Below are 19,329 nucleotides of genomic sequence, written 5' to 3'. Positions count from 1 at the left end.
ATGGATGGGGTGATCGAGCGTTCTCCCTCTTTCCCGGATGATTCTCGGAGAGCACGTCTCTAGGCTTGCGCCACTATGGCCTGTTCGGCGCGCCGCTGCCAAGCGTTGCCGTGGCCGACGGGTCACATCTCACGAATTATTAACCATATCCCTAAGGTGCCACGGCTCAGCCATTTTGTTGACCGATCAAAGGGATGGTAGTGTGAGAGTGTAACGATCGGAAACGGCGGCGCGGCCTTGGGGAATCCCTCTACGGGATCTGGGCGCGGCGGCGGGTTCCAGTTCGGGACGACGGGGATCGTACGGGTACGATGGGGTCGATCGACAAGTACATTTTTCGCACGACGCTGGCGTCGTTTGCGCTGGTTCTGGTCAGCCTGACGGGGGTGATCTGGATCACGCAGGCGTTGCGCGGCATCGATTTGATGACCAGTCAGGGCCAGACCATCCTGACCTTTCTCGGTATCACCAGCCTGGTCATCCCAGCGCTGGTGCTGATCATCGCGCCGATCGCCCTGATGATCTCAATCTCTCACACGCTCAACAAGCTCGCGACCGACTCCGAAATCATCGTAATGAACGCCGCCGGCCTTTCGCCGCTGCGGCTGTTCCGCCCGTTCTTTTACGCCACGATCGTGGTGGCGATCCTGATCGCCTTCATCGCTACCTACCTTGCTCCGGACGGCATGCGCCGCATCAAGCGGTGGGACGCCGAGATCACCGCGGACGTGCTCACGAACATCCTGCAGCCCGGCCGCTTTGCGCAGCTGGACCAGAATCTCACCATCCGCATCCGCGAGCGGCAGCCCGGCGGCATCCTGGTCGGCATCTTTGTCGACGATCGCCGCAATCCGGACGAGCGCGTCAGCATTATCGCCGACCACGGGACGGTACTTACCAACGGAGGCGGCTCGTTTCTCGTCCTTGAAGATGGCAACCTCCAGCGATTCCAGACCGGCAAACGCGATCCGGCCCTGGTGGTTTTCGGCCGCTATGCGTTCGACATGTCGAAATTCTCGAATATGGGCCGCAACGTGGCTCTCGGCATCCGCGAACGATATCTTTGGGAGCTGGTTGCGCCGAACCCCGACGATCCGATCTACCAGCAAATACCGGGGCAATTCCGGGCCGAAATGCACGATCGGTTCCTGGCGCCGATTTATCCGTTTGCATTCGCCGCTTTGACCTTCGCGTTTCTGGGCGCGCCGCGCACCACGCGGCAGAGCCGAAACTTTTCGATCTCGAATTCCATTCTGACGGTATTCGGATTGCGCATCGCCGGATTCGCCTGCTCGGTCATGGCGGTGAAATCGCCAATGGCGCCGGTCGTTCAGTATCTGATGCTGGTGACGGCAATCTGCGCAAGCCTGTGGATCATTGTCGGCGGCATCGTCGTCGAGCCGCCGGCGGCGCTGATGGAAGCCATCGGCAAATCGAACGCGCGCCTTCTGCGCCTGGTGGGACGGCCCGCAACAGCATGAGCATGGTCACCAACACGCTGGGACGATATTTCGCCGGACGCTTCGTGGTGTCCGCGGTCGGCGTGTTCGCCAGTATTTTCATTCTCCTCGTCCTCATCGATTACATCGAGATGGTCAGGAAGACCTCGGGACTGGCTTCCGCCCCTGCCCTCATGGTTGCCGAGACGTCGCTGTTTCGCGTGCCACAGCTGCTCGAAAAGATGATGCCGTTCTGCATCCTGATCGGCGCGATGACCTGCTATCTGGCGCTGTCGCGGCGGCTCGAACTGGTGGTGGCGCGCGCCGCCGGGGTTTCGGCCTGGCAGTTCATTGCACCGGCGCTCACCAGCGCGCTGCTGCTCGGCGCCATCGCGACGCTTGCCTACAATCCGATGTCCGCCAATTTGCGGGAACTTTCCAAGCGGATGGAAGCCGAACTTTTCGGCTCCGCTTCAGGGGGCGGTTTGCAGGATGCTGCCGGGTTCTGGATCAACCAGGTCAACAGCGAAGGGCAGGCGATCATCAATGCCGCCCGGAGCGAGCAGCAGGGTGTCCGACTGACCGGGCTGACCGTGTTCAGATTCGATACCGAATTTCAGTTCCGGGAGCGAATCGAAGCTCGGGAGGCGACGCTCGAAGTCGGGCATTGGCTGTTCAAATCGGTGCGCCGTTTCTCGCTGGACGCACCCCCGGTCGATCAGGAGCGTTTTATCCTCAATACCAGCCTGACGCCGGCACAGGTCCGCAACAGTTTTTCCACTCCCGAAACTGTGTCATTTTGGCAACTACCGGGCTATATCAGGTCTTCGGAGAGTTCCGGATTTGCGACCGCCGGCTATCGTCTGCAATATCACAAGCTCATCGCACAGCCGTTTTTGCTGGCTGCGATGGTAATGCTGGCCGCCTCGGTGAGCCTGCGCTTCTTCCGTTTCGGCGGCGTGCAAAAGATGGTTTTGAGTGGCGTGGGTGCAGGCTTTCTGCTCTACGTTTTGTCGAAGGTAACCGAGGATTTGAGCAAGGCTGAGTTGATGAATCCCATCGCTGCGGCGTGGTTGCCAGTTTGCGTGGGCGGCCTCACCGGATTTTTGGCCCTGCTGTACCAGGAGGACGGGTAGTGACTGCAGTCGCCGCCCTCCAGCGAAGCTTGCCCGCATCCGGGCGGCGCACCCCGTTGCGCCGTCATCGCTTCCGTTTGCCTGTCGTTCCGGTGCTGCTCGCGGGGCTGGCTTTCGCGGCCTTGCTGAATGTCGCGCCGATGACGCCGGCCGCGGCGCAAAGCTTCACCTTCAACCCCATCCACACCAGGCCAAAGCCGCCGCCCCCCGCCAATAACGGGCAGATGCTCGTTCAGGCCGTCGAGGTGGATTATGACTACAATAATCAGCGGGTGTCCGCAGTCGGCAACGTGCAGATGTTCTTTAACGGGACCTCTATCGAGGCCGACAAGGTGATCTACGATCAGAAGACCAAGCGTCTGCATGCCGAAGGCAACATTCGCCTGACCGACGTGGACGGCAAGATCACTTACGCCAACATCATGGATTTGAGCGACGACTACCGCGACGGCTTCGTCGACTCGTTGCGCGTCGATAGCGCCGAACAAACGCGGATGGCGGCGACGCGGGCGGACCGTTCCGACGGCAACTACACCGTCTTCGAAAACGGCGTCTATACCGCGTGCGCACCTTGCAGGGACGATCCGAAGAAGCCGCCGCTGTGGCAGGTCAAGGGCGCCCGCATCATTCACGACCAAAGCGACAAGATGCTGTATTTCGAGAACGCCCAGTTGGAGTTCTTCGGCGTTCCGATGGCGTATCTGCCGTATTTCTCGACGCCCGATCCGACCGTCAAACGCAAGACCGGCTTCCTGATGCCCTCCATCACCTCATCGGCGTCGACGTTCGGCTATGGCGTGGAAACGCCGTTCTACTGGGCGATTGCGCCGGATTACGATGCGACCTTCAGTCCGCGAATCACGAGCCGGCAGGGCGTGCTGTTCCAGGGCGAATTCCGGCAGCGCCTGATCAACGGTTCTTACCAGATCCGCGCCTATGGAATCGATCAGCTGGATCCGAAAGCCTTCGCCGGCCAGCCCGGCGACGTCCAGTTCCGCGGCGGCGTCGACACCAAGGGTCAGTTCGCCTTGAACGACAAATGGGTCTGGGGCTGGGACGGCGTCCTGCTTTCGGACTATTTCTTCTTCTCGGATTACCGGCTGGCGCAGTACAAGGACACGCTGGGCTCGTTCCTGAGCGTGCCGACCGAAGCAATCTCCCAGCTTTACCTGACCGGCGTCGGCAATCGCAGCTATTTCGACGCCCGCACGATTTACTACCTGAGCTATTCAGGCAACCAGGCCCAGGTGCCGATCGTGCATCCGGTGATCGACTATTCGAATGTGCTCAACCGCAATCTCCTGGGCGGCGAGTTCAGCTACAAAACGAATTTCACCAGCCTGACGCGCGATACTGCCGCGTTCGACCCGATCACTCTTCTGGCCGCCAGCAATGGCTGGTGCCTGCCCACATCAGCCGATCCGACGGTGAAGACACCGACCAACTGCCTGTTGCGCGGCATCCCCGGCACTTACACGCGGGCGTCCGCCGAAGGACAGTGGCGCCGGTCATTCACCGATGACTGGGGACAGATCTGGACGCCGTTTGCGAAACTGCGCGTCGACGCGATCGACGCCTCGATCTCGAACCAGCCGGGCGTCTCGAATTTCCTGCCGGTCGGTGACACCCAGGCGCTTCGCGTGATGCCGACCGTCGGCCTCGAATACCGTTATCCTTTCATCAACGTGCAGCCCTGGGGCACTACGACGATCGAGCCGATCGCGCAGGTCATTGTCCGTCCCAACGAAACCTATGCCGGCAGGCTTCCCAACGAAGACGCGCAAAGCATTGTGTTCGACGCCAGCAACCTGTTCAGCGTCGACAAGTTCTCGGGCTACGATCGCGTCGAGGGCGGCGGCCGCGCCAATGTCGGCGTGCAGGCCACGACGCAGTTCGACCGCGGCGGTTCGGTCAATGTGCTGTTCGGACAATCCTATCAATTGTTCGGCCTGAATTCGTTCGCGGTCGCCAATGTGACCAACACCGGACTCGATTCCGGCCTCGACAAGGCGCGATCCGACTATGTCGCCCGCATCAATTATTCACCGAACCGGACCTATACCTTCAGCACCCGCGCGCGCTTCGACGAATCGACGCTGGACGTGCAGCGGTTCGAAGCCGAAGGCCGCGCCAGCTTCGATCGCTGGTCGGTCAGCCTGATGTACGGCAATTATGCGGCGCAGCCCGAATTGGGATACCTGACCCGCCGCGAAGGTCTGCTGGGCAGCGGCTCGATCAAGGTCGCGGCAAATTGGGTGGTATCGGGCGCCGCCCGATGGGATCTTGTCGCCAATCAGATCAATCAATACGTGATCGGCGCCGGCTACGTGGACGATTGTTTTGTTCTCGCGGCCAACTACGTCACCTCGTATACGTATGCCGCAGGCTCGGCACCGCCGATCCTCAACCACTCGATCATGCTGCAGATCGGTTTGCGGACCCTCGGCAGCACGGCTGCCACCGGCGGCCCGAGCGGTATTCAACAATAGAACCGCTGCCGGCGTGTGCAGCGTGCGGCGAATCCCATCGGCTGACCTGGAACCGACTATGACGACCTCGTTCCTCCCGCGTCTTTCGCGTCTGATCTTAAGCGGTACCGCGGCTTTGATTCTCATCGGCGGCGGATCGCCGCTGCATGCGCAAACCGTCGCCGTCATGGTCAACGGCGAACCCATCACCAATTACGATATCGAGCAGCGCAGCAAGCTGACCGCCCTCACGACGCACAAAATCCCTCCCCGGAAGGACGTGATCGAGGAACTGATCAACGAAAAGGTGAAGATCAAGGAAGCCAAGCGATTCGGTGTCGACCCCACTTCCTCCGACATCGATTCGTCCTATGCGATGATGAGTTCGCGGATGCGCATGACGGCGGAGCAGCTCGACAAAATGCTCGAAAACCAGAGCATTCGCCCGGACACGCTCAAGGCCCGCATCAAGGCGGATATGGTCTGGGGCAGCCTGGTGCGCGGCCGCTACAAGGAGAGCCTCCAGGTCGGCGAAAAAGACGTCGCCGCCGCCGTTCAGGTCAATACCGACGACAAGGACAAGCCACAGACCGAAAGCTTCGAATACCAGTTGCGGCCCATCGTGCTGATCGTCCCGCGCGGCTCTGCACCGGCGGCCACGGAAGTCCGCCGCAAGGAGGCCGAAGCCCTGCGCACGCGGGTGCAAACCTGCGACGAAGCCAATTCGCTTTTCAAATCCATGCAGAATGCCGCGATCCGCGACACCGTCACCAAGACCTCCGCGGACATTCCGGCTGTCCTCCGCGACGTCCTCGACAAGACCCCGGTCGGCCATCTGACCGCCCCGGAAGTAACCAAGCAGGGCGTCGAGATGGTGGCGCTCTGCGGCCGCAAGCCGACCACGGTCGACACACCGAAGAAGCGCGAGGTGCGGGAAAAGATGTTCGCCGAAAAGTTTGAAAAAAAGTCGAAGGCCTATCTGGAGGAGGTCCGCAAAGCTGCGCTGATCGAATACCGTTAAACGCATGCTGAAACCTCTCGCGCTGACGTCAGGCGAACCGGCCGGGATCGGACCGGATATCGCGCTCGCGGCCTGGCTGCGCCGCAGCGAGCTAAAGCTTCCGGCGTTCTATCTGACCGGCGATCGGGATTTTCTCAGTGCGCGCGCCCGAACTCTCGGACTTGACGTCAAATTGAAAAACGTTCGCGCCGAAGACGCGGTCGCTACATTCCCGGACGCCTTGCCGGTAGTCGCCACCGGCCAGCCCGCGACGGCGCGGCCGGGGCAGCCGGACGAGCGCAGCGCCGACGCGGCGGTCGGCTCGATCCGGCATGCCGTCGACGACGTGATCGCCGGACGCGCGGCGGCGGTCGTTACCAACCCGATCGCAAAAAGCGTCCTGTACCGGGCCGGTTTTCGACATCCCGGCCACACCGAATTCCTCGCCGAGCTTGCCGCTCAGGACGGCAACACGCCGCAGCCGGTGATGCTGTTGTGGTCGCCGGCGCTCGCCGCCGTGCCGGTGACGATCCATCTGTCGCTGCGCGACGCCATTGCGCAGTTGTCCAGCGCACTGATCGTGAGCACCGGCCGCATCGTTGCGGCGGACCTGAAGGCGCGCTTCGGCGTCGCGCGTCCGCGCCTTGCGATATCCGGCCTCAATCCGCATGCCGGCGAGGAGGGATCGCTGGGCACCGAGGAGCAGACCATCGTCGCCCCGGCCATCGAGATGCTGCGCCGCGCGGGCATCGACGCCAGGGGTCCCCTGCCCGCAGATACCATGTTCCACCAGGCCGCGCGAACGACCTACGACTGCGCGATCTGCATGGTTCACGACCAGGCGCTGATACCGGTCAAGACGCTGGGGTTCGACGACGCCGTCAACGTCACGCTGGGCCTGCCGTTCATCCGCACCTCGCCGGACCACGGCACCGCGTTCGACATCGCCGGTACCGGCCGCGCCAATCCATCGAGCCTGATCGCGGCGTTGCGCCTCGCCGCCCGGATGGCGGCGACAGCGCCGGCATGAGCGCGATCGACGACCTTCCGCCGTTGCGCGAGGTGATCCGCCAGCACGCACTATCGGCGCGGAAATCGCTCGGACAGAATTTTCTGCTCGACCTCAACCTCACCGCGCGCATCGCGCGCGCCGCAGGGCCGCTCGAGGACGCCACGATCATCGAGGTCGGGCCGGGTCCCGGCGGGTTGACGCGCGCCTTGCTCGCATCGGGCGCCAAGCGCGTGATCGCGATCGAGCGCGACGAACGCGCGCTGGCTGCGCTCGACGATATTGCGAAACGGTATCCCGGGCGCCTGGAAATCATATCCGGCGACGCGACGACGTTCGATCCGCGGCCGCTGCTCGGCGCCGGGCGCGCCGGGATCGTTGCCAACCTCCCCTACAACATCGCCACCGGTCTGCTGATCGACTGGCTCTCGATCGAACCGTGGCCGCCATGGTACGACATGATGGTGCTGATGTTTCAGCGCGAGGTGGCCGAGCGCATCGTCGCGGGCGAGAACGAGGAGGCCTACGGGCGCCTCGCGGTGCTTGCAAACTGGCGCGCGACAACGAAAATCCTGTTCGATATTTCCCCCGCGGCTTTCGTGCCGCAGCCCAAGGTCACGTCGTCGGTGGTGCGCCTGGTACCGCGCGCGACGCCGGAGCCGTGCGACCGCAGGGCGCTGGAGCAGGTTGCGGCGGCGGCATTCGGCCAGCGGCGAAAAATGCTGCGGCAAAGCCTCAAATCGCTCGGCGCCGACCCGGCGCGGCTGGCCGCCGCCGCGGATGTCGATTTGACGCGGCGAGCGGAAACCGTTCCGGTGAGCGGCTTTGTTGCCATGGCCCGTGAATTGGCCGATATACGCAACAGCAAATCGAACGAGGATTAGGGAGAGATCGATCATGGCGCTCATGCGTCGTCAATCGCTGGTAAAATTCGACGCGCCGTTGTGCGAAACCATCGTCGAAACGCCGAAGCCGCAGGGCAAGCAGGTGCTGGTTCGCGTCGAGCGTTGCGGATTGTGCCACTCCGACCTGCACATCCAGGACGGTTATGCCGATCTGGGCGGCGGCAGGAAGCTCGACACCACGCGCGGCATGACGCTGCCGTTCACGCTGGGCCATGAGATCGCCGGCATCGTCGAGGAAGTTGGGCCGGATGTTTCGCCGGATATGATCGGTGCCCGCAAGGCCGTGTTCCCGTGGATCGGTTGCGGGCAATGCCGCGATTGCCTCAATGGCGATGAAAACCTTTGCGCCAAACAGCGCTTTCTCGGCGTCGCCATCGACGGCGGTTTCGCCAGTCACGTGCTCGTCCCCGACGCGAAATACCTCCTGGACTACGACCCGTTGCCGGTCAACCAGGCGGCAACCTTGATGTGCTCCGGGGTCACCGCCTACGGCGCACTGAAGCGCCTGGTCGACCGCCCGCGCCAGCGCAACCTGCTGCTGATCGGGCTCGGCGGCGTCGGCATGATGGGACTTGCGTTCGCGCAAGCCCTGTTCAAGCAGAAGATATCGGTTGCCGACCTCAGTCCGTCGGCGCGCGACAGCGCGCTGAGCAACGGCGCAGCGGTCGCCTACGATCCGTCCGAGCCGGATATCGTCAGGCGCATCCTGAAGGAGACCGACGGAGGCTTCGACGGGATCGTCGACTTCGCCGGTAACGAAAAATCGATCGGATTCGCCATCTCGGCACTCGCGCGCGGCGGCAAGATCGTGGTGTCCGGCCTGATGGGCGGTAATTTCAGCCTGCCGATGGTGCAGTGGATCTACAAGCGCATGACCATCGAGGGTTTCATGACCGGCACATTGAGCGAGGCGCATGAATTGATGGCGCTGGCGCGTGCCGGCAAGGTCAAGCCGACGCCGATGAAGGAAGAGCCGATGGGCGAGGTCCAGAAATGGATCGACGAATTGCGGGCCGGAAAGGTGGTGGGGCGAATTGTGCTGACAAATTAGCTTCTGGCGACGGAAGCCCCGATCCCGCAGGGCGTTCCAGTGCGCGAACGGCACGAGGCGGTGATTATGGACGAGATCGTGCAACTGCTGACAGGGTTGTCAAAAGAGGCGGCTTGATATTCGCTTACCCGAGCTGCTGTCGCAGCTTCTGCACAAACGAAGTCACTCCGATTTGCCGATCCAGCTTGAGTTGTTCGGCGCGCAGGATCGATTTTACCGCTTCGTAGGCAATACCGATGTTGTCGTTGATGACGATATAGTCGTAAGCGTCAAAGTGGCTCATCTCGTCGCCGGCTTTCTTCATCCGAGCGCGAATCACCCCGTCAGAGTCCTGGGCGCGAGTGTGCAGCCGCTGCTCCAGGGCTTGAACCGATGGAGGCAGAATGAATACGCTCACCACATCTTTCGGCGAGCGGCCACGCAGTTGCTGGGTACCTTGCCAGTCGATGTCGAACAGCACGTTTTGCCCCATCGCCAACGCCGCTTCGACCGGCCCTCGCGGTGTGCCGTAGCTGTTATCGAACACGTCAGCCCATTCAAGCAGTTCATCGTCCGCAACCATGGCATCGAACTTCTTCCGGTCGATGAACTGATAGTCACGACCATCGACTTCGCCGGGGCGCATCGGCCGCGTTGTGACCGAAACGGACATTTTCAGGTCGGGGTTCTCGGATATCAACATGCGCGACAGCGTGGTTTTGCCGGCGCCCGAGGGCGACGACAGCACGAACATCAGCCCGCGCCGTTCGACGCCGTCAAAGCCTTTGCCTTCAAGGGCTTTGCCGTCAAGAGCTTGCGCTTCGAGACCTTGGCCTTCGAACGCTTGACTTTCAAAGCCTTTGCCAGCCGCCGCCGCCATCGATCACTCCAGATTCTGCACCTGTTCGCGGAATTGCTCGACCACGTTCTTCATCGCGAGCCCGGTATTGGTCAATTCAAGATCGTTCGACTTTGAGCAGCAGGTATTGACCTCGCGGTTGAATTCCTGCGCCAGGAAATCGAGCCGCCGGCCGACTGCGCCGCCTTCGCCGATCATCTCGCGAACCTGCGCGGCATGCGAGGCGATGCGATCGAGTTCCTCGCGGATGTCGGCCTTCGCCGCCATCATCAGCGCTTCCTGATTGAGACGATCGGAATCGAAACGGTCGGACGATTCCAGCAATGCCGCGATCTGTTCGGTGAGCCGCGCCCGGACGGCCTCGGGCTTGCGTCCGGGCGCCGCTTCGGCCTTCTTGGCGAGGCTTTCGATTTCATCCATCCGCTGCAACAGGATCTGCCCAAGCGTCACGCCTTCGCGCTTGCGCATCGCCACCAGCGCCGTCAGGGCCTGATCGAATGCCGCCGTGACTGCTGATTTCGCCGCCTTGTCCTCGGCTTCATCGCTCTCCGGTTCGACCACCTCGATAACGCCCTTGATCGCCAGCAGCCCATCGATGCTCGGCGCCACCGCGTCGATCCTGCCCGCCAGCACGCCGGCGATCTTGACGATCGACGCCAGCACGTCCTCGTTGACGCGGACCGTCGAAAGCGCGCCCGCGCGCTTCACGTTCAGGTTCGCGTAAACCGTGCCGCGCGACAGAACGCCGACGGCGCGCTTGCGTGCGATCTGTTCGATCTCGTCCCATCCGGGCGGAAGCCGCATGCGCAGGTCAAAGCCCTTGGCGTTGACCGATTTCAATTCCCACTCGAACGCATATGGTCCGCTGGTGCCGTGGCTTCGCGCAAAGCCGGTCATGCTCGACAGCGCCATCGCGTGATTGTCTCCAAAAAAGCTGAGAGATTCGTATCCAGGATCGCGGCGACCTTAGAGCGTTTCCGGGGGAAGTGGAATTCGGTTCGGGCGCGGAATCAGGGCCTGCGCCGCCGCTATTGCGGGACCACGGCAGGCGCCGTCGACTGCACGGCGCCCTGCCGTGCAGGCGTCGTAGAACGGGTGCGCTTTGCCGGCGCCGCGGGTTTGGTGGCCGAGGCGGTGGGATTGGTATCGGCCGGGGCGGCCGCAGCGGCCGGCGCCGGATCATCCGGCGGTTCGACCGTATCGTTCTGGATCGCCTTTTCCATGGTGCGCAGTTTGGCGACGTTCTTTTGGTGCTGGTCGTAAGTTTCGGTGAAACTGTGTCCGCCGGTTCCGTCGGCCACGAAAAACAGGTCGCGGGTCCGCGCCGGATTGGCGGTGGCTTCCAGCGACGCCCGTCCGGGATTGGCGATCGGCCCGGGCGGCAGGCCGTCGACCACATAGGTGTTATAGGGCGACGGCTGCATGATCTCGCTGCGCTTGATCGGGCGTCCCAGCGTTCCCTTGCCGCCGGCCAACCCATAGATGATGGTCGGGTCGGATTGCAGCTTCATCTTCTGCCGCAGACGGTTGACGAACACCGCAGCAACGCGGCTGCGCTCATCGGCCTTGCCGGTTTCCTTTTCGACGATCGAGGCCAGCGTCACCAGTTGCTCCGGAGTCTTGACCGGAATGTCGGTATTGCGCCGCTCCCAGATCTCCCCAAGCACCCGCTTTTGCGACTGCTGCATGCGCTGGATCACCTGCTCGCGGGGCGTGCCGCGCGGGAATTTGTAGGTTTCCGGCAGCAGCGTGCCTTCGCGCGGTATCTCGCGGACGGCGCCCGTGAAAATCTCGTTCTCGGACAACCGCGCCACGATCTGTTCGGAGGTCAGCCCTTCAGGAACAGTGACGGCATGCTGCACCACCTTGCCCTCGACGATGGTGCCGATGACATCGCGCAGGCTGGCGTTCTTCCTGAATTCGTATTCGCCGGGCTTCAGTTCGGTGCTCGCCTTCAAGGCAAACACACCGCCGATGAAGAGCCAGCGGTTCAAATCAATGACACCCTCGCGCTGCAGGGTCTCTGCGATGTCTCCTTTTCCCGCGCGCGCGGGAATGTTGACGATCTTGTCTTCCTTCAATGGCCCGGGCGCCTCGATCATCTGCTTGCCGTAGATATACGCGCCGCCGAGGCCGATCATCGAGACCAGCACGATGGTAATGACCGCATTGCCGACGATGACGAACGGGTTACGGGCGCGCTCGGACCGCTTCGGGGGCGGCGGAACCTGCTCCGGCTCCAGCGCGGCGCGCGGGCTCCTTGGCGAGATGGGTGATCTTTCACTCATCGATGTAACCTGAGTCCTGCCGGTTCAATCGTACGCCCGTCCTAGGAGTTGTCGCCGAATACGGCGAAACGGTGGAGTTACGTCTATTTAGGCGCCTAATTGGCCACGCGCTGCATGATAACGGATGCGTTGGTGCCTCCGAAACCGAACGAATTCGACAGCGCCACCTTGATCTCGCGCCGGCGCGGTTTCTGAGGAACGAGGTCGATCACCGTCTCTACCGATGGATTGTCCAGATTGATAGTAGGCGGCGCGATGTTGTCGCGAATGGCCAGGATGCAGAAGATCGTTTCTACGGCACCCGCGGCACCCAGCAGATGGCCGGTCGATGACTTGGTGGACGACATCGACACCGTAAAGGCGGCATTGCCAAGCAGGCGCTGGGCGGCTCCCAACTCGATTTCATCGCCCAGTGGCGTCGAGGTGCCATGCGCATTGATGTAGTCCAGGTCGGACACGGTAATCCCCGCGCGCCTCAGGGCCATGTTCATGCAGCGGAAAGCGCCGTCGCCATCCGGCGTCGGCGCGGTGATGTGGTAGGCGTCGCCGGACAGGCCATAGCCGATGATCTCGGCATAAATCTTGGCGCCGCGTTTTTTGGCGTGCTCATACTCCTCGAGCACCACGATGCCGGCGCCTTCGCCCATCACGAACCCGTCGCGATCCCGGTCATACGGCCGCGATGCCTTTTGCGGCGTGTCGTTGAAATTGGTCGATAGTGCGCGCATGGCGCAGAAACCCGCCATCGCCAGCCGGTTGATCGGAGATTCGGTGCCGCCGGCAACCATGACATCGGCATCGCCAAGGGCGATCAGCCGGCTGGCATCGCCGATGGCATGCGCGCCGGTCGAGCAGGCGGTCACGACCGCGTGGTTCGGACCCTTCAGGCCATGCGCGATCGACACGTAGCCCGCGGCAAGATTGATCAGCCGTCCTGGAATAAAAAACGGCGACAGTTTTCGCGGGCCGCGCTCTTTCAACAGCACCGCGCCGTCCGCGATTCCCGAAAGCCCGCCGATCCCGGAGCCGATCATCACCCCGCTGGCGCACCGATCTTCTTCCGTCGAAGGATGCCAGTTGGCGTCGTCGAGCGCCTGCTTTGCCGCGCACATGGCGAAGATGATGAAGTCGTCGACCTTGCGCTGGTCCTTGTGCTCCATCCACTGGTCGGGATTGAAGGTGCCATCGCTGCCGTCGCCGCGCGGAACCACACAGGCGATCCGGCTGGTCAGATCGGACACGTCGAACGTGTCGATTTTTTTAGCGCCGCTCTCGCTGTTGAGGATGCGCTTCCAGGTCGGCTCGACGCCACAACCGAGTGGCGACACCATGCCGAGGCCCGTGACGACAACCCGCCTCATTTCCAAGACTCCAGCCCAATCAAGTCACGGCCCACAACAAGAAGCCGGTGGGCCGCAATCACGGCCCGTCCGGCTTCATCGGTACCGCGCGGGGTCGTCAGCTTTTTGCGTTCTTTTCAAGAAATTTGGTGGCGTCTCCAACCGTCAGAATCGTCTCCGCCGCGTCGTCGGGGATTTCGCAGCCGAATTCTTCTTCAAACGCCATCACCAGCTCGACCGTATCGAGACTGTCGGCACCGAGGTCGTCAATGAAGCTCGCGTTGTCGACTACCTTCTCGGGCTCGACACCAAGGTGTTCGACCACGATCTTCTTAACCCGCTCGCCAATCTCGCTCATCGTTCAACCTCGTGCTTGTTCCATTTGACCCGATGCCCATCCGAGCCATCGCGGTGCGTTAACTCGCTAAGTCTCTATCGCAGTCGCGCATTTGTCTTGAGTTAGCCCCATCATTGCCGACGGAGGCCCGGCGAACGACGGCAGGCTCCGCACCGCCAATATACAGGGTTTCAAATTCCTGCAATGGCGTTCTTTGCCGTGCCGATCGTGGCCCGGTTATCACACGCCCGCCGCCTTGACCACAAGCCCCAACCGGCCCGGCCGGACCGCGCGATGCGATCGCCGACGAACCGCCAGATGCCTCAAAACATGGCCATTCCGCCATTGACATGAAGCGTTTGCCCGGTGACGTAGGCGGCCTCGTTTGAACTCAGATAGACCGCTGCGGCTGCGATATCGTCCGGCGTTCCAAGCCGTGCGGCAGGAACTTTCGACAGGATCATTTCACGCTGTTTGTCGTTGAGCGCATCCGTCATCGGGGTTGCAATAAAGCCTGGTGCAATGCAGTTGGCCGTGACGTTGCGCTTGGCATATTCCGCCCCCAGCGTCTTGATCATGCCGATCAGTCCGGCCTTCGCCGCGGTGTAGTTGCCCTGGCCGGGATTGCCGGTAACGCCCACGATCGAGGTGATCGCGATGATGCGGCCGAAGCGCTTGCGCATCATCAGCTTGGTTGCGGCGCGGGCCAGGCGGAAGGTCGCGGTCAAATTGACGGCGATGACGTCGTCCCAATCCTCGTCGCGCAACTGCACGAAAAGATTGTCCCGGGTGATGCCTGCATTGGCGACGAGAATATCGAGCTTTCCCATCGCGGTTTCAGCGGCGGGAACAAGCGCTTCGACCTCCGCCGCATCCGACAGGTTGCAGGGCAGCACGTGGCTTCGCTCGCCGAGTTTGCCGGCAAGCGCGTCCAGCACCTCCCGCCGCGTTCCTGAAAGCGCGACGGTCGCGCCCTGCGCATGCAGCGCCTGCGCGATCGCGCCGCCGATGCCGCCGGTCGCGCCGGTGACGAGCGCCGTCCTGCCAGTCAGATCGAACATATCAAACTCCTACCGGATTATCCGCTCTGCGCCGTCACGAGGGCCGCTTTTGCGCCGGCTATATCGCTCGGCCCGCTGACGGAAATTCCGACGGCGCCGTCGGCGATGCGCTTGACCAGCCCGCTCAGCACCTTGCCGGCGCCGATTTCGAAAAATCGGGTCACGCCATGGCTCGCCATGTAAGCCACCGACTCGCGCCAGCGCACGGTTCCGGTTACCTGCTCGATCAGGCGCCGCCGAATCTCGTCCGGATCCGTTATCGGCGCGGCCAGCACGTTGCACACCAGCGGCGACGCCGGCGGATTGATCGTAACGTCGGCCAGCGCCTTGGCCATGGTGTCCGCCGCAGGCTGCATCAGCCGGCAGTGGAACGGCGCCGATACCGGCAGCAGCATGGCGCGCTTGGCGCCCTTGACCTTGGCGATCTCGCAGGCACGCTCGACAGCGGCCTTGTCGCCGGACACCACCACCTGACCGCCGCCATTGTCGTTGGCGGCTTGGCAGACCTGACCTTGCGCCGCTTCGTCGGCGATGGCGATGGCGGCCTCATAGTCGAGCCCGAGCATTGCCGCCATGGCGCCGACGCCGACCGGGACCGCCTTCTGCATGGCAAGGCCGCGGGTGCGCAATAGCCGCGCGGTGTCGCTGATGGAAAGGCTGCCGGCAGCGGCCAGCGCCGAATATTCCCCAAGCGAGTGTCCGGCGACATAGGCGGCGTCGCGGCCGACCGAGAAGCCCGCCTCGGTCTCCAGCACGCGGAGCGTCGCCAGTGAAACCGCCATCAGCGCCGGCTGCGCGTTCTCGGTCAGTTGCAGGGTTTCGGCCGGCCCCTCCCAGATGATGGCGGTCAGCTTTTCGCCCAACGCCGCGTCGACCTCGTCGAAAACCGCGCGAGCGGCGGGAAACGCGTCCGAAAGCGCCTTGCCCATGCCGACGGCCTGGGAGCCCTGGCCCGGAAAGGTGAATGCTGCGGTCATGTCAGCCCCTGAATGTCCATCATGTCGCCAAAGTCGCGCCGAAAGACACCGGCTGGCCCTGACATGTCAAGCCGACGGGGCGAACACCGGTTCCGCCGCGGCCGAGGCCTCCGATTTTATCGCCGCTTCCCTTGCCATTGCGGTCAAAATCCGTATAAACCGCCCCATCCGTGGATCCCGGCCGGGAGCTGAACGGACGGTCTCAGCAATTTCACCTAAGTGGCGATTTTGATGCGGCAGGGCCAGTCGGTCCGTCGTCCCGTGCTTCCGCCTTCTGAGCTTACTTTCCGAGTCCTATCCATAGGCCTCGAAGGGCTTGCCGCCGGAGGACGCGTCAACTTAGGAAAGGACACCCATGCCTCTCTATGAGCATGTTTTTCTCGCGCGTCAGGATGCGAGTACCCAGCAGGTCGAAGAATTGACCGCCCAGATGACCGGCATCGTCGAGCAAGGCGGCGGCAAGGTCGTGAAAACGGAAAACTGGGGCGTGCGCTCGCTGACCTATCGCATGAACAAGAATCGCAAGGCGCATTTCGTGCTCTTGAATATCGACGGCCCCTCCGCGGTGGTCGCCGAGATCGAACGGCAGGAGCGCATCAGCGAAGACGTCATCCGCTATCTCACCGTTCGCGTCGAAGAGCACGAGGAAGGTCCCTCGGCGATGCTGCGCAAGGTCGATCGCGACCGCGATCGCGACGATCGTGGCGGCGGCTTCCGCGGCGACCGCGAGGGCGGTTTCCGCGGCGACCGTGACGGCGGCGGTTTCCGCGGCGGCGACCGCGAGGGCGGCGGCTATCGTGGCGATCGCGGCCCGCGCCGTCCGCGCGATGAGGCCGACGCCCCTGCAGTTGCGACCGAGGAGTAAGCATCATGGCTGAAGCAGGTGCACGCCGTCCGTTTTTCCGCCGCCGCAAGACCTGCCCGTTCACGGGCCCGAATGCGCCGAAGATCGACTACAAGGATTCCAAGCTGTTGATGCGTTACGTTTCCGAGCGCGGCAAGATCGTGCCGAGCCGCATCACCGCCGTCTCCGCCAAGAAGCAGCGCGAACTCGCGCGCGCCATCAAGCGCTCGCGTTTCCTCGGCCTGCTTCCCTATGTGATCCGCTAGCTATCCTAGCGGGGCGCGCGTCTTCGCGAACCGGAATCCGGCAAGTTGCACGTGGCTGGATGCCGGGTTGGCCGCCTTCGCGGCGCCCCGGAATGACGATACCAATGCGAGCCCGCGCCGCGGCTCTTGTTTTTCATAAGGCTTCCGGTCTCGTCCGGTCGCCGATGGTTGGGGTTTTGACGCCTCTAACCGCTCGAAAGGAGCGGGACAGCTGATGATGACGACCGTTCTCATTGCGTTGGCGGCCGGTGCCGCGTCCGCCCTGATGTTCGCCTCGATCATCTCGGGCGCGCTGATTTCGCTCGTCCTGTTCTATCTGGCGCCGCTGCCGCTGATGGTCGCCGCCCTCGGATGGGGGCCGCTGAGCGCGACGGTCGGCGGCATCGCCGCAGCGTCGGGCCTCGGGGCGATTTTCGGCCTGCCCTACTGCATCGCCTTTGTCGTCACGATCGCACTGCCGGCCTGGTGGCTCGGACATCTCGCCTTGCTGGGCCGGCCCGCCACCGCGGCTGCATCGGCCGGCGATGGCGCAGCATCCGGCGCGCCTGTGATGGAATGGTACCCGGTCGGCCGCATCCTGCTCTGGACCGCCGGCTTTGCCGCGCTGACCACCGTGGCGGCGCTGCTGACGCTTGGCGGCGATGCCGGGGCAATCTCCGCCGCGCTGCGCCGCGGACTGCTGCGCATCATCGGCGGTCGCGATCCTGTGGCCTCCGGCGACACCGAACACCTTGTCGATGCGTTGGTGACAATCGCGCCGGCCGCCGCCGCTATCGTTGCGATGCTGACCCTGACGCTCAATCTCTGGCTGGCCGCGAAAGTCACCGCGACGTCGGGCCGGCTGCATCGTTCGTGGCCCGACATGAAAAGCGTGGCGCTGCCGCAGCTGACGCTGGCTGCGCTGGCGCTGGCGCTGGCATTCTGTTTTACCGGCGGCCTGCTCGCGATCCTCGCCCAGATCGCAAGCGCGGCGCTGATGATGGCTTATGCGCTCACCGGCTTTGCCGTGCTTCACACTCTCACGCTGGCGCTGAAGAGCCGCGCGCTATGGCTGAGCGGCACCTACGCGGTGGTGCTGGTATTCGGCTGGCCGGTGCTTGCAATGGTCGGACTTGGCGTCGCCGACGCCATTTTCGGATTTCGCCGCCGCTACCTGCAACGCCCGCCGCCGCCTGCGCCGGTGTCGTGACCCTTCAACCCGAACTACACCGCATCGTCCCATAAGGAGACAACACCATGGAAGTCATTTTGCTGGAACGCGTCGCCAAGCTCGGCCAGATGGGGGAAGTCGTCCGCGTCAAGGACGGGTTCGCCCGCAACTTTCTGCTCAAGCGCGGCAAGGCGCTGCGCGCCACCTCGGACAATCGCGCAAAATTCGAAGGCATGAAGGCCGATCTCGAAGCCCGCAACCTGCAGGCCAAGGGCGAGGCGGGCAAGGTCGCGGAAAAAATCGACGGCCGCAATGTCGTCGTGCTGCGGCAGGCGTCTGAATCCGGACAACTGTTCGGATCGGTATCGATTCGCGACATCATCGCGTCGTTTGAAAGCGACGGCGTCGCCATCAGCCGCAGCCAGGTGATGCTGGACGCGCCGATCAAGACGATCGGCAAGCACAAGATCGCCATTGCCGTGCATCCGGAAGTCGAAGTCGGCGTCAGCGTGACCGTCGCACGAAGCGCCGATGAGGCGGAGCGCATCAACCGCGGCGAAGACATTTCGACGCGAAAGGAAGACCAGGATGCCGCCGCCGAGGCACTGGCCGCCGCCGGCGAATTCTTTGATCCGGAAGCCCGCCACGACGATGCGGGGCCCGCACAGGACGACGCCGAAAAGTAGACCGCGGCCCTGTTGCGACAGAACGGCTGAAGCCTGGCCCGGTCAGGCCCTGGTGGATTCACATCTCGTCATACGCGGGCCTGACCCGCGTATCCATCCGTCTTCGCAGGAGTCGCTTCGAAGGGGATGGATTGCAGGGTCAAGCCCTACTGGATTCACACATCTCATCATCCGCGGGTCAAGCCCGGCCATGACGGCCGAGATGGGTGCATATGGCAGGGCTCGTCCCGGCCATCCACGTCTGTGCTCCACATCGGAAAGAAAGACGTGGATGCCCGGCACAAGGCCGGGCATGACGGCGTGGTCTACGTCATGCGCGGCAAAGCCAGGCATGACAGCGCGGTCTACGTCATGCTCGGTACAAGGCCGGGCAGCGGTTCTACGTCATGGCCGGGCTCGTCCCGGCCATCCACGTCTTTGCCCCACATCAGAAAGAAAGACGTGGATGTCGGGCACAAAGCCCAGCAATGACGGCGCGATCTACGTCATGCCCGGCATAAGGCCGGGCAGCGCGTTCTACGTCATGGCCGGGCT

18 protein-coding genes are annotated in these 19,329 nt (G+C 63.1%); 11 read left to right on the top strand and 7 right to left on the bottom strand.

Features of this window, described 5'->3' with window-relative positions; translation table 11 throughout:
• Positions 1–311 precede the first annotated feature (311 nt).
• The 7 genes from lptF to ACFE72_RS15665 all read left to right on the top strand — a co-directional run bounded on the left by lptF (position 312) and on the right by ACFE72_RS15665 (position 9,008).
• Positions 312–1,481: an LPS export ABC transporter permease LptF gene (gene lptF / locus ACFE72_RS15695; protein ID WP_375414035.1), complete on the top strand. Its 1,170-nt coding sequence runs from the start codon at positions 312–314 to the stop codon at positions 1,479–1,481.
• On the top strand, positions 1,478–2,575 hold the full coding sequence (gene lptG / locus ACFE72_RS15690; RefSeq protein WP_375414034.1) for an LPS export ABC transporter permease LptG: 1,098 nt from the start codon (positions 1,478–1,480) through the stop codon (positions 2,573–2,575). The genes lptF and lptG overlap by 4 nt, the downstream gene beginning before the upstream one ends.
• Before the next feature lie 92 nt (positions 2,576–2,667).
• On the top strand, positions 2,668–5,064 hold the full coding sequence (locus tag ACFE72_RS15685; RefSeq protein WP_375414068.1) for an LPS-assembly protein LptD: 2,397 nt from the start codon (positions 2,668–2,670) through the stop codon (positions 5,062–5,064).
• Between the two features lie 58 nt (positions 5,065–5,122).
• On the top strand, positions 5,123–6,064 hold the full coding sequence (locus ACFE72_RS15680) for a SurA N-terminal domain-containing protein (protein WP_375414033.1): 942 nt from the start codon (positions 5,123–5,125) through the stop codon (positions 6,062–6,064).
• A 4-nt stretch (positions 6,065–6,068) separates the two neighbouring features.
• A complete protein-coding gene (gene pdxA, locus ACFE72_RS15675) occupies positions 6,069–7,073 on the top strand; it encodes a 4-hydroxythreonine-4-phosphate dehydrogenase PdxA (protein WP_375414032.1) in 1,005 nt (334 codons plus the stop codon).
• On the top strand, positions 7,070–7,936 hold the full coding sequence (rsmA, locus tag ACFE72_RS15670) for a 16S rRNA (adenine(1518)-N(6)/adenine(1519)-N(6))-dimethyltransferase RsmA (RefSeq protein WP_375414031.1): 867 nt from the start codon (positions 7,070–7,072) through the stop codon (positions 7,934–7,936). Before pdxA ends, rsmA begins: the two co-directional genes overlap by 4 nt.
• Positions 7,937–7,949: 13 nt before the next feature.
• Positions 7,950–9,008: an alcohol dehydrogenase gene (locus ACFE72_RS15665; protein WP_375414030.1), complete on the top strand. Its 1,059-nt coding sequence runs from the start codon at positions 7,950–7,952 to the stop codon at positions 9,006–9,008.
• 124 nt (positions 9,009–9,132) lie between these two features.
• Here ACFE72_RS15665 and gmk read toward each other — a convergent pair whose 3' ends face one another.
• The 7 genes from gmk to fabD form a co-directional block, all read right to left on the bottom strand.
• Positions 9,133–9,741, bottom strand: coding sequence for a guanylate kinase (gene gmk, locus ACFE72_RS15660; RefSeq protein ID WP_375414067.1), 609 nt, complete (start codon positions 9,739–9,741; stop codon positions 9,133–9,135).
• A 129-nt stretch (positions 9,742–9,870) separates the two neighbouring features.
• Positions 9,871–10,758: a YicC/YloC family endoribonuclease gene (locus ACFE72_RS15655; RefSeq protein ID WP_375414029.1), complete on the bottom strand. Its 888-nt coding sequence runs from the start codon at positions 10,756–10,758 to the stop codon at positions 9,871–9,873.
• A gap of 116 nt (positions 10,759–10,874) precedes the next feature.
• Positions 10,875–12,134 (bottom strand): endolytic transglycosylase MltG, encoded by a 1,260-nt coding sequence (gene mltG, locus ACFE72_RS15650; protein ID WP_375414028.1) that lies wholly within the window; start codon positions 12,132–12,134, stop codon positions 10,875–10,877.
• A gap of 95 nt (positions 12,135–12,229) precedes the next feature.
• Positions 12,230–13,495, bottom strand: coding sequence for a beta-ketoacyl-ACP synthase II (fabF, locus tag ACFE72_RS15645; protein WP_375414027.1), 1,266 nt, complete (start codon positions 13,493–13,495; stop codon positions 12,230–12,232).
• Between the two features lie 97 nt (positions 13,496–13,592).
• Positions 13,593–13,832 carry an acyl carrier protein gene (locus ACFE72_RS15640; RefSeq protein ID WP_006610957.1) on the bottom strand — a complete coding sequence of 80 codons (240 nt, stop codon included), beginning with the start codon at positions 13,830–13,832 and terminating at the stop codon, positions 13,593–13,595.
• Positions 13,833–14,134: 302 nt separating this feature from the next.
• A complete protein-coding gene (gene fabG, locus ACFE72_RS15635) occupies positions 14,135–14,872 on the bottom strand; it encodes a 3-oxoacyl-[acyl-carrier-protein] reductase (RefSeq protein WP_375414026.1) in 738 nt (245 codons plus the stop codon).
• A 17-nt stretch (positions 14,873–14,889) separates the two neighbouring features.
• Complete coding sequence (gene fabD / locus ACFE72_RS15630; RefSeq protein ID WP_375414025.1) at positions 14,890–15,849, bottom strand: ACP S-malonyltransferase; 960 nt, start codon at positions 15,847–15,849, stop codon at positions 14,890–14,892.
• A gap of 355 nt (positions 15,850–16,204) precedes the next feature.
• Here fabD and rpsF point away from each other — a divergent pair, with 355 nt between their 5' ends.
• The 4 genes from rpsF (at position 16,205) to rplI (ending at position 18,795) form a co-directional block, all read left to right on the top strand.
• Positions 16,205–16,714 (top strand): 30S ribosomal protein S6, encoded by a 510-nt coding sequence (gene rpsF / locus ACFE72_RS15625; protein ID WP_375414024.1) that lies wholly within the window; start codon positions 16,205–16,207, stop codon positions 16,712–16,714.
• Between the two features lie 5 nt (positions 16,715–16,719).
• On the top strand, positions 16,720–16,959 hold the full coding sequence (rpsR, locus tag ACFE72_RS15620; protein WP_002711478.1) for a 30S ribosomal protein S18: 240 nt from the start codon (positions 16,720–16,722) through the stop codon (positions 16,957–16,959).
• Positions 16,960–17,173: 214 nt separating this feature from the next.
• Complete coding sequence (locus ACFE72_RS15615; RefSeq protein WP_375414023.1) at positions 17,174–18,148, top strand: hypothetical protein; 975 nt, start codon at positions 17,174–17,176, stop codon at positions 18,146–18,148.
• Between the two features lie 47 nt (positions 18,149–18,195).
• Positions 18,196–18,795 carry a 50S ribosomal protein L9 gene (gene rplI / locus ACFE72_RS15610; RefSeq protein WP_375414022.1) on the top strand — a complete coding sequence of 200 codons (600 nt, stop codon included), beginning with the start codon at positions 18,196–18,198 and terminating at the stop codon, positions 18,793–18,795.
• The last annotated feature ends 534 nt before the right edge of the window (positions 18,796–19,329 follow it).

Source organism: uncultured Bradyrhizobium sp. (assembly GCF_964252615.1).
Classification (GTDB): domain Bacteria; phylum Pseudomonadota; class Alphaproteobacteria; order Rhizobiales; family Xanthobacteraceae; genus Bradyrhizobium.
This window is presented reverse-complemented; position numbering and strand designations above follow the sequence as displayed.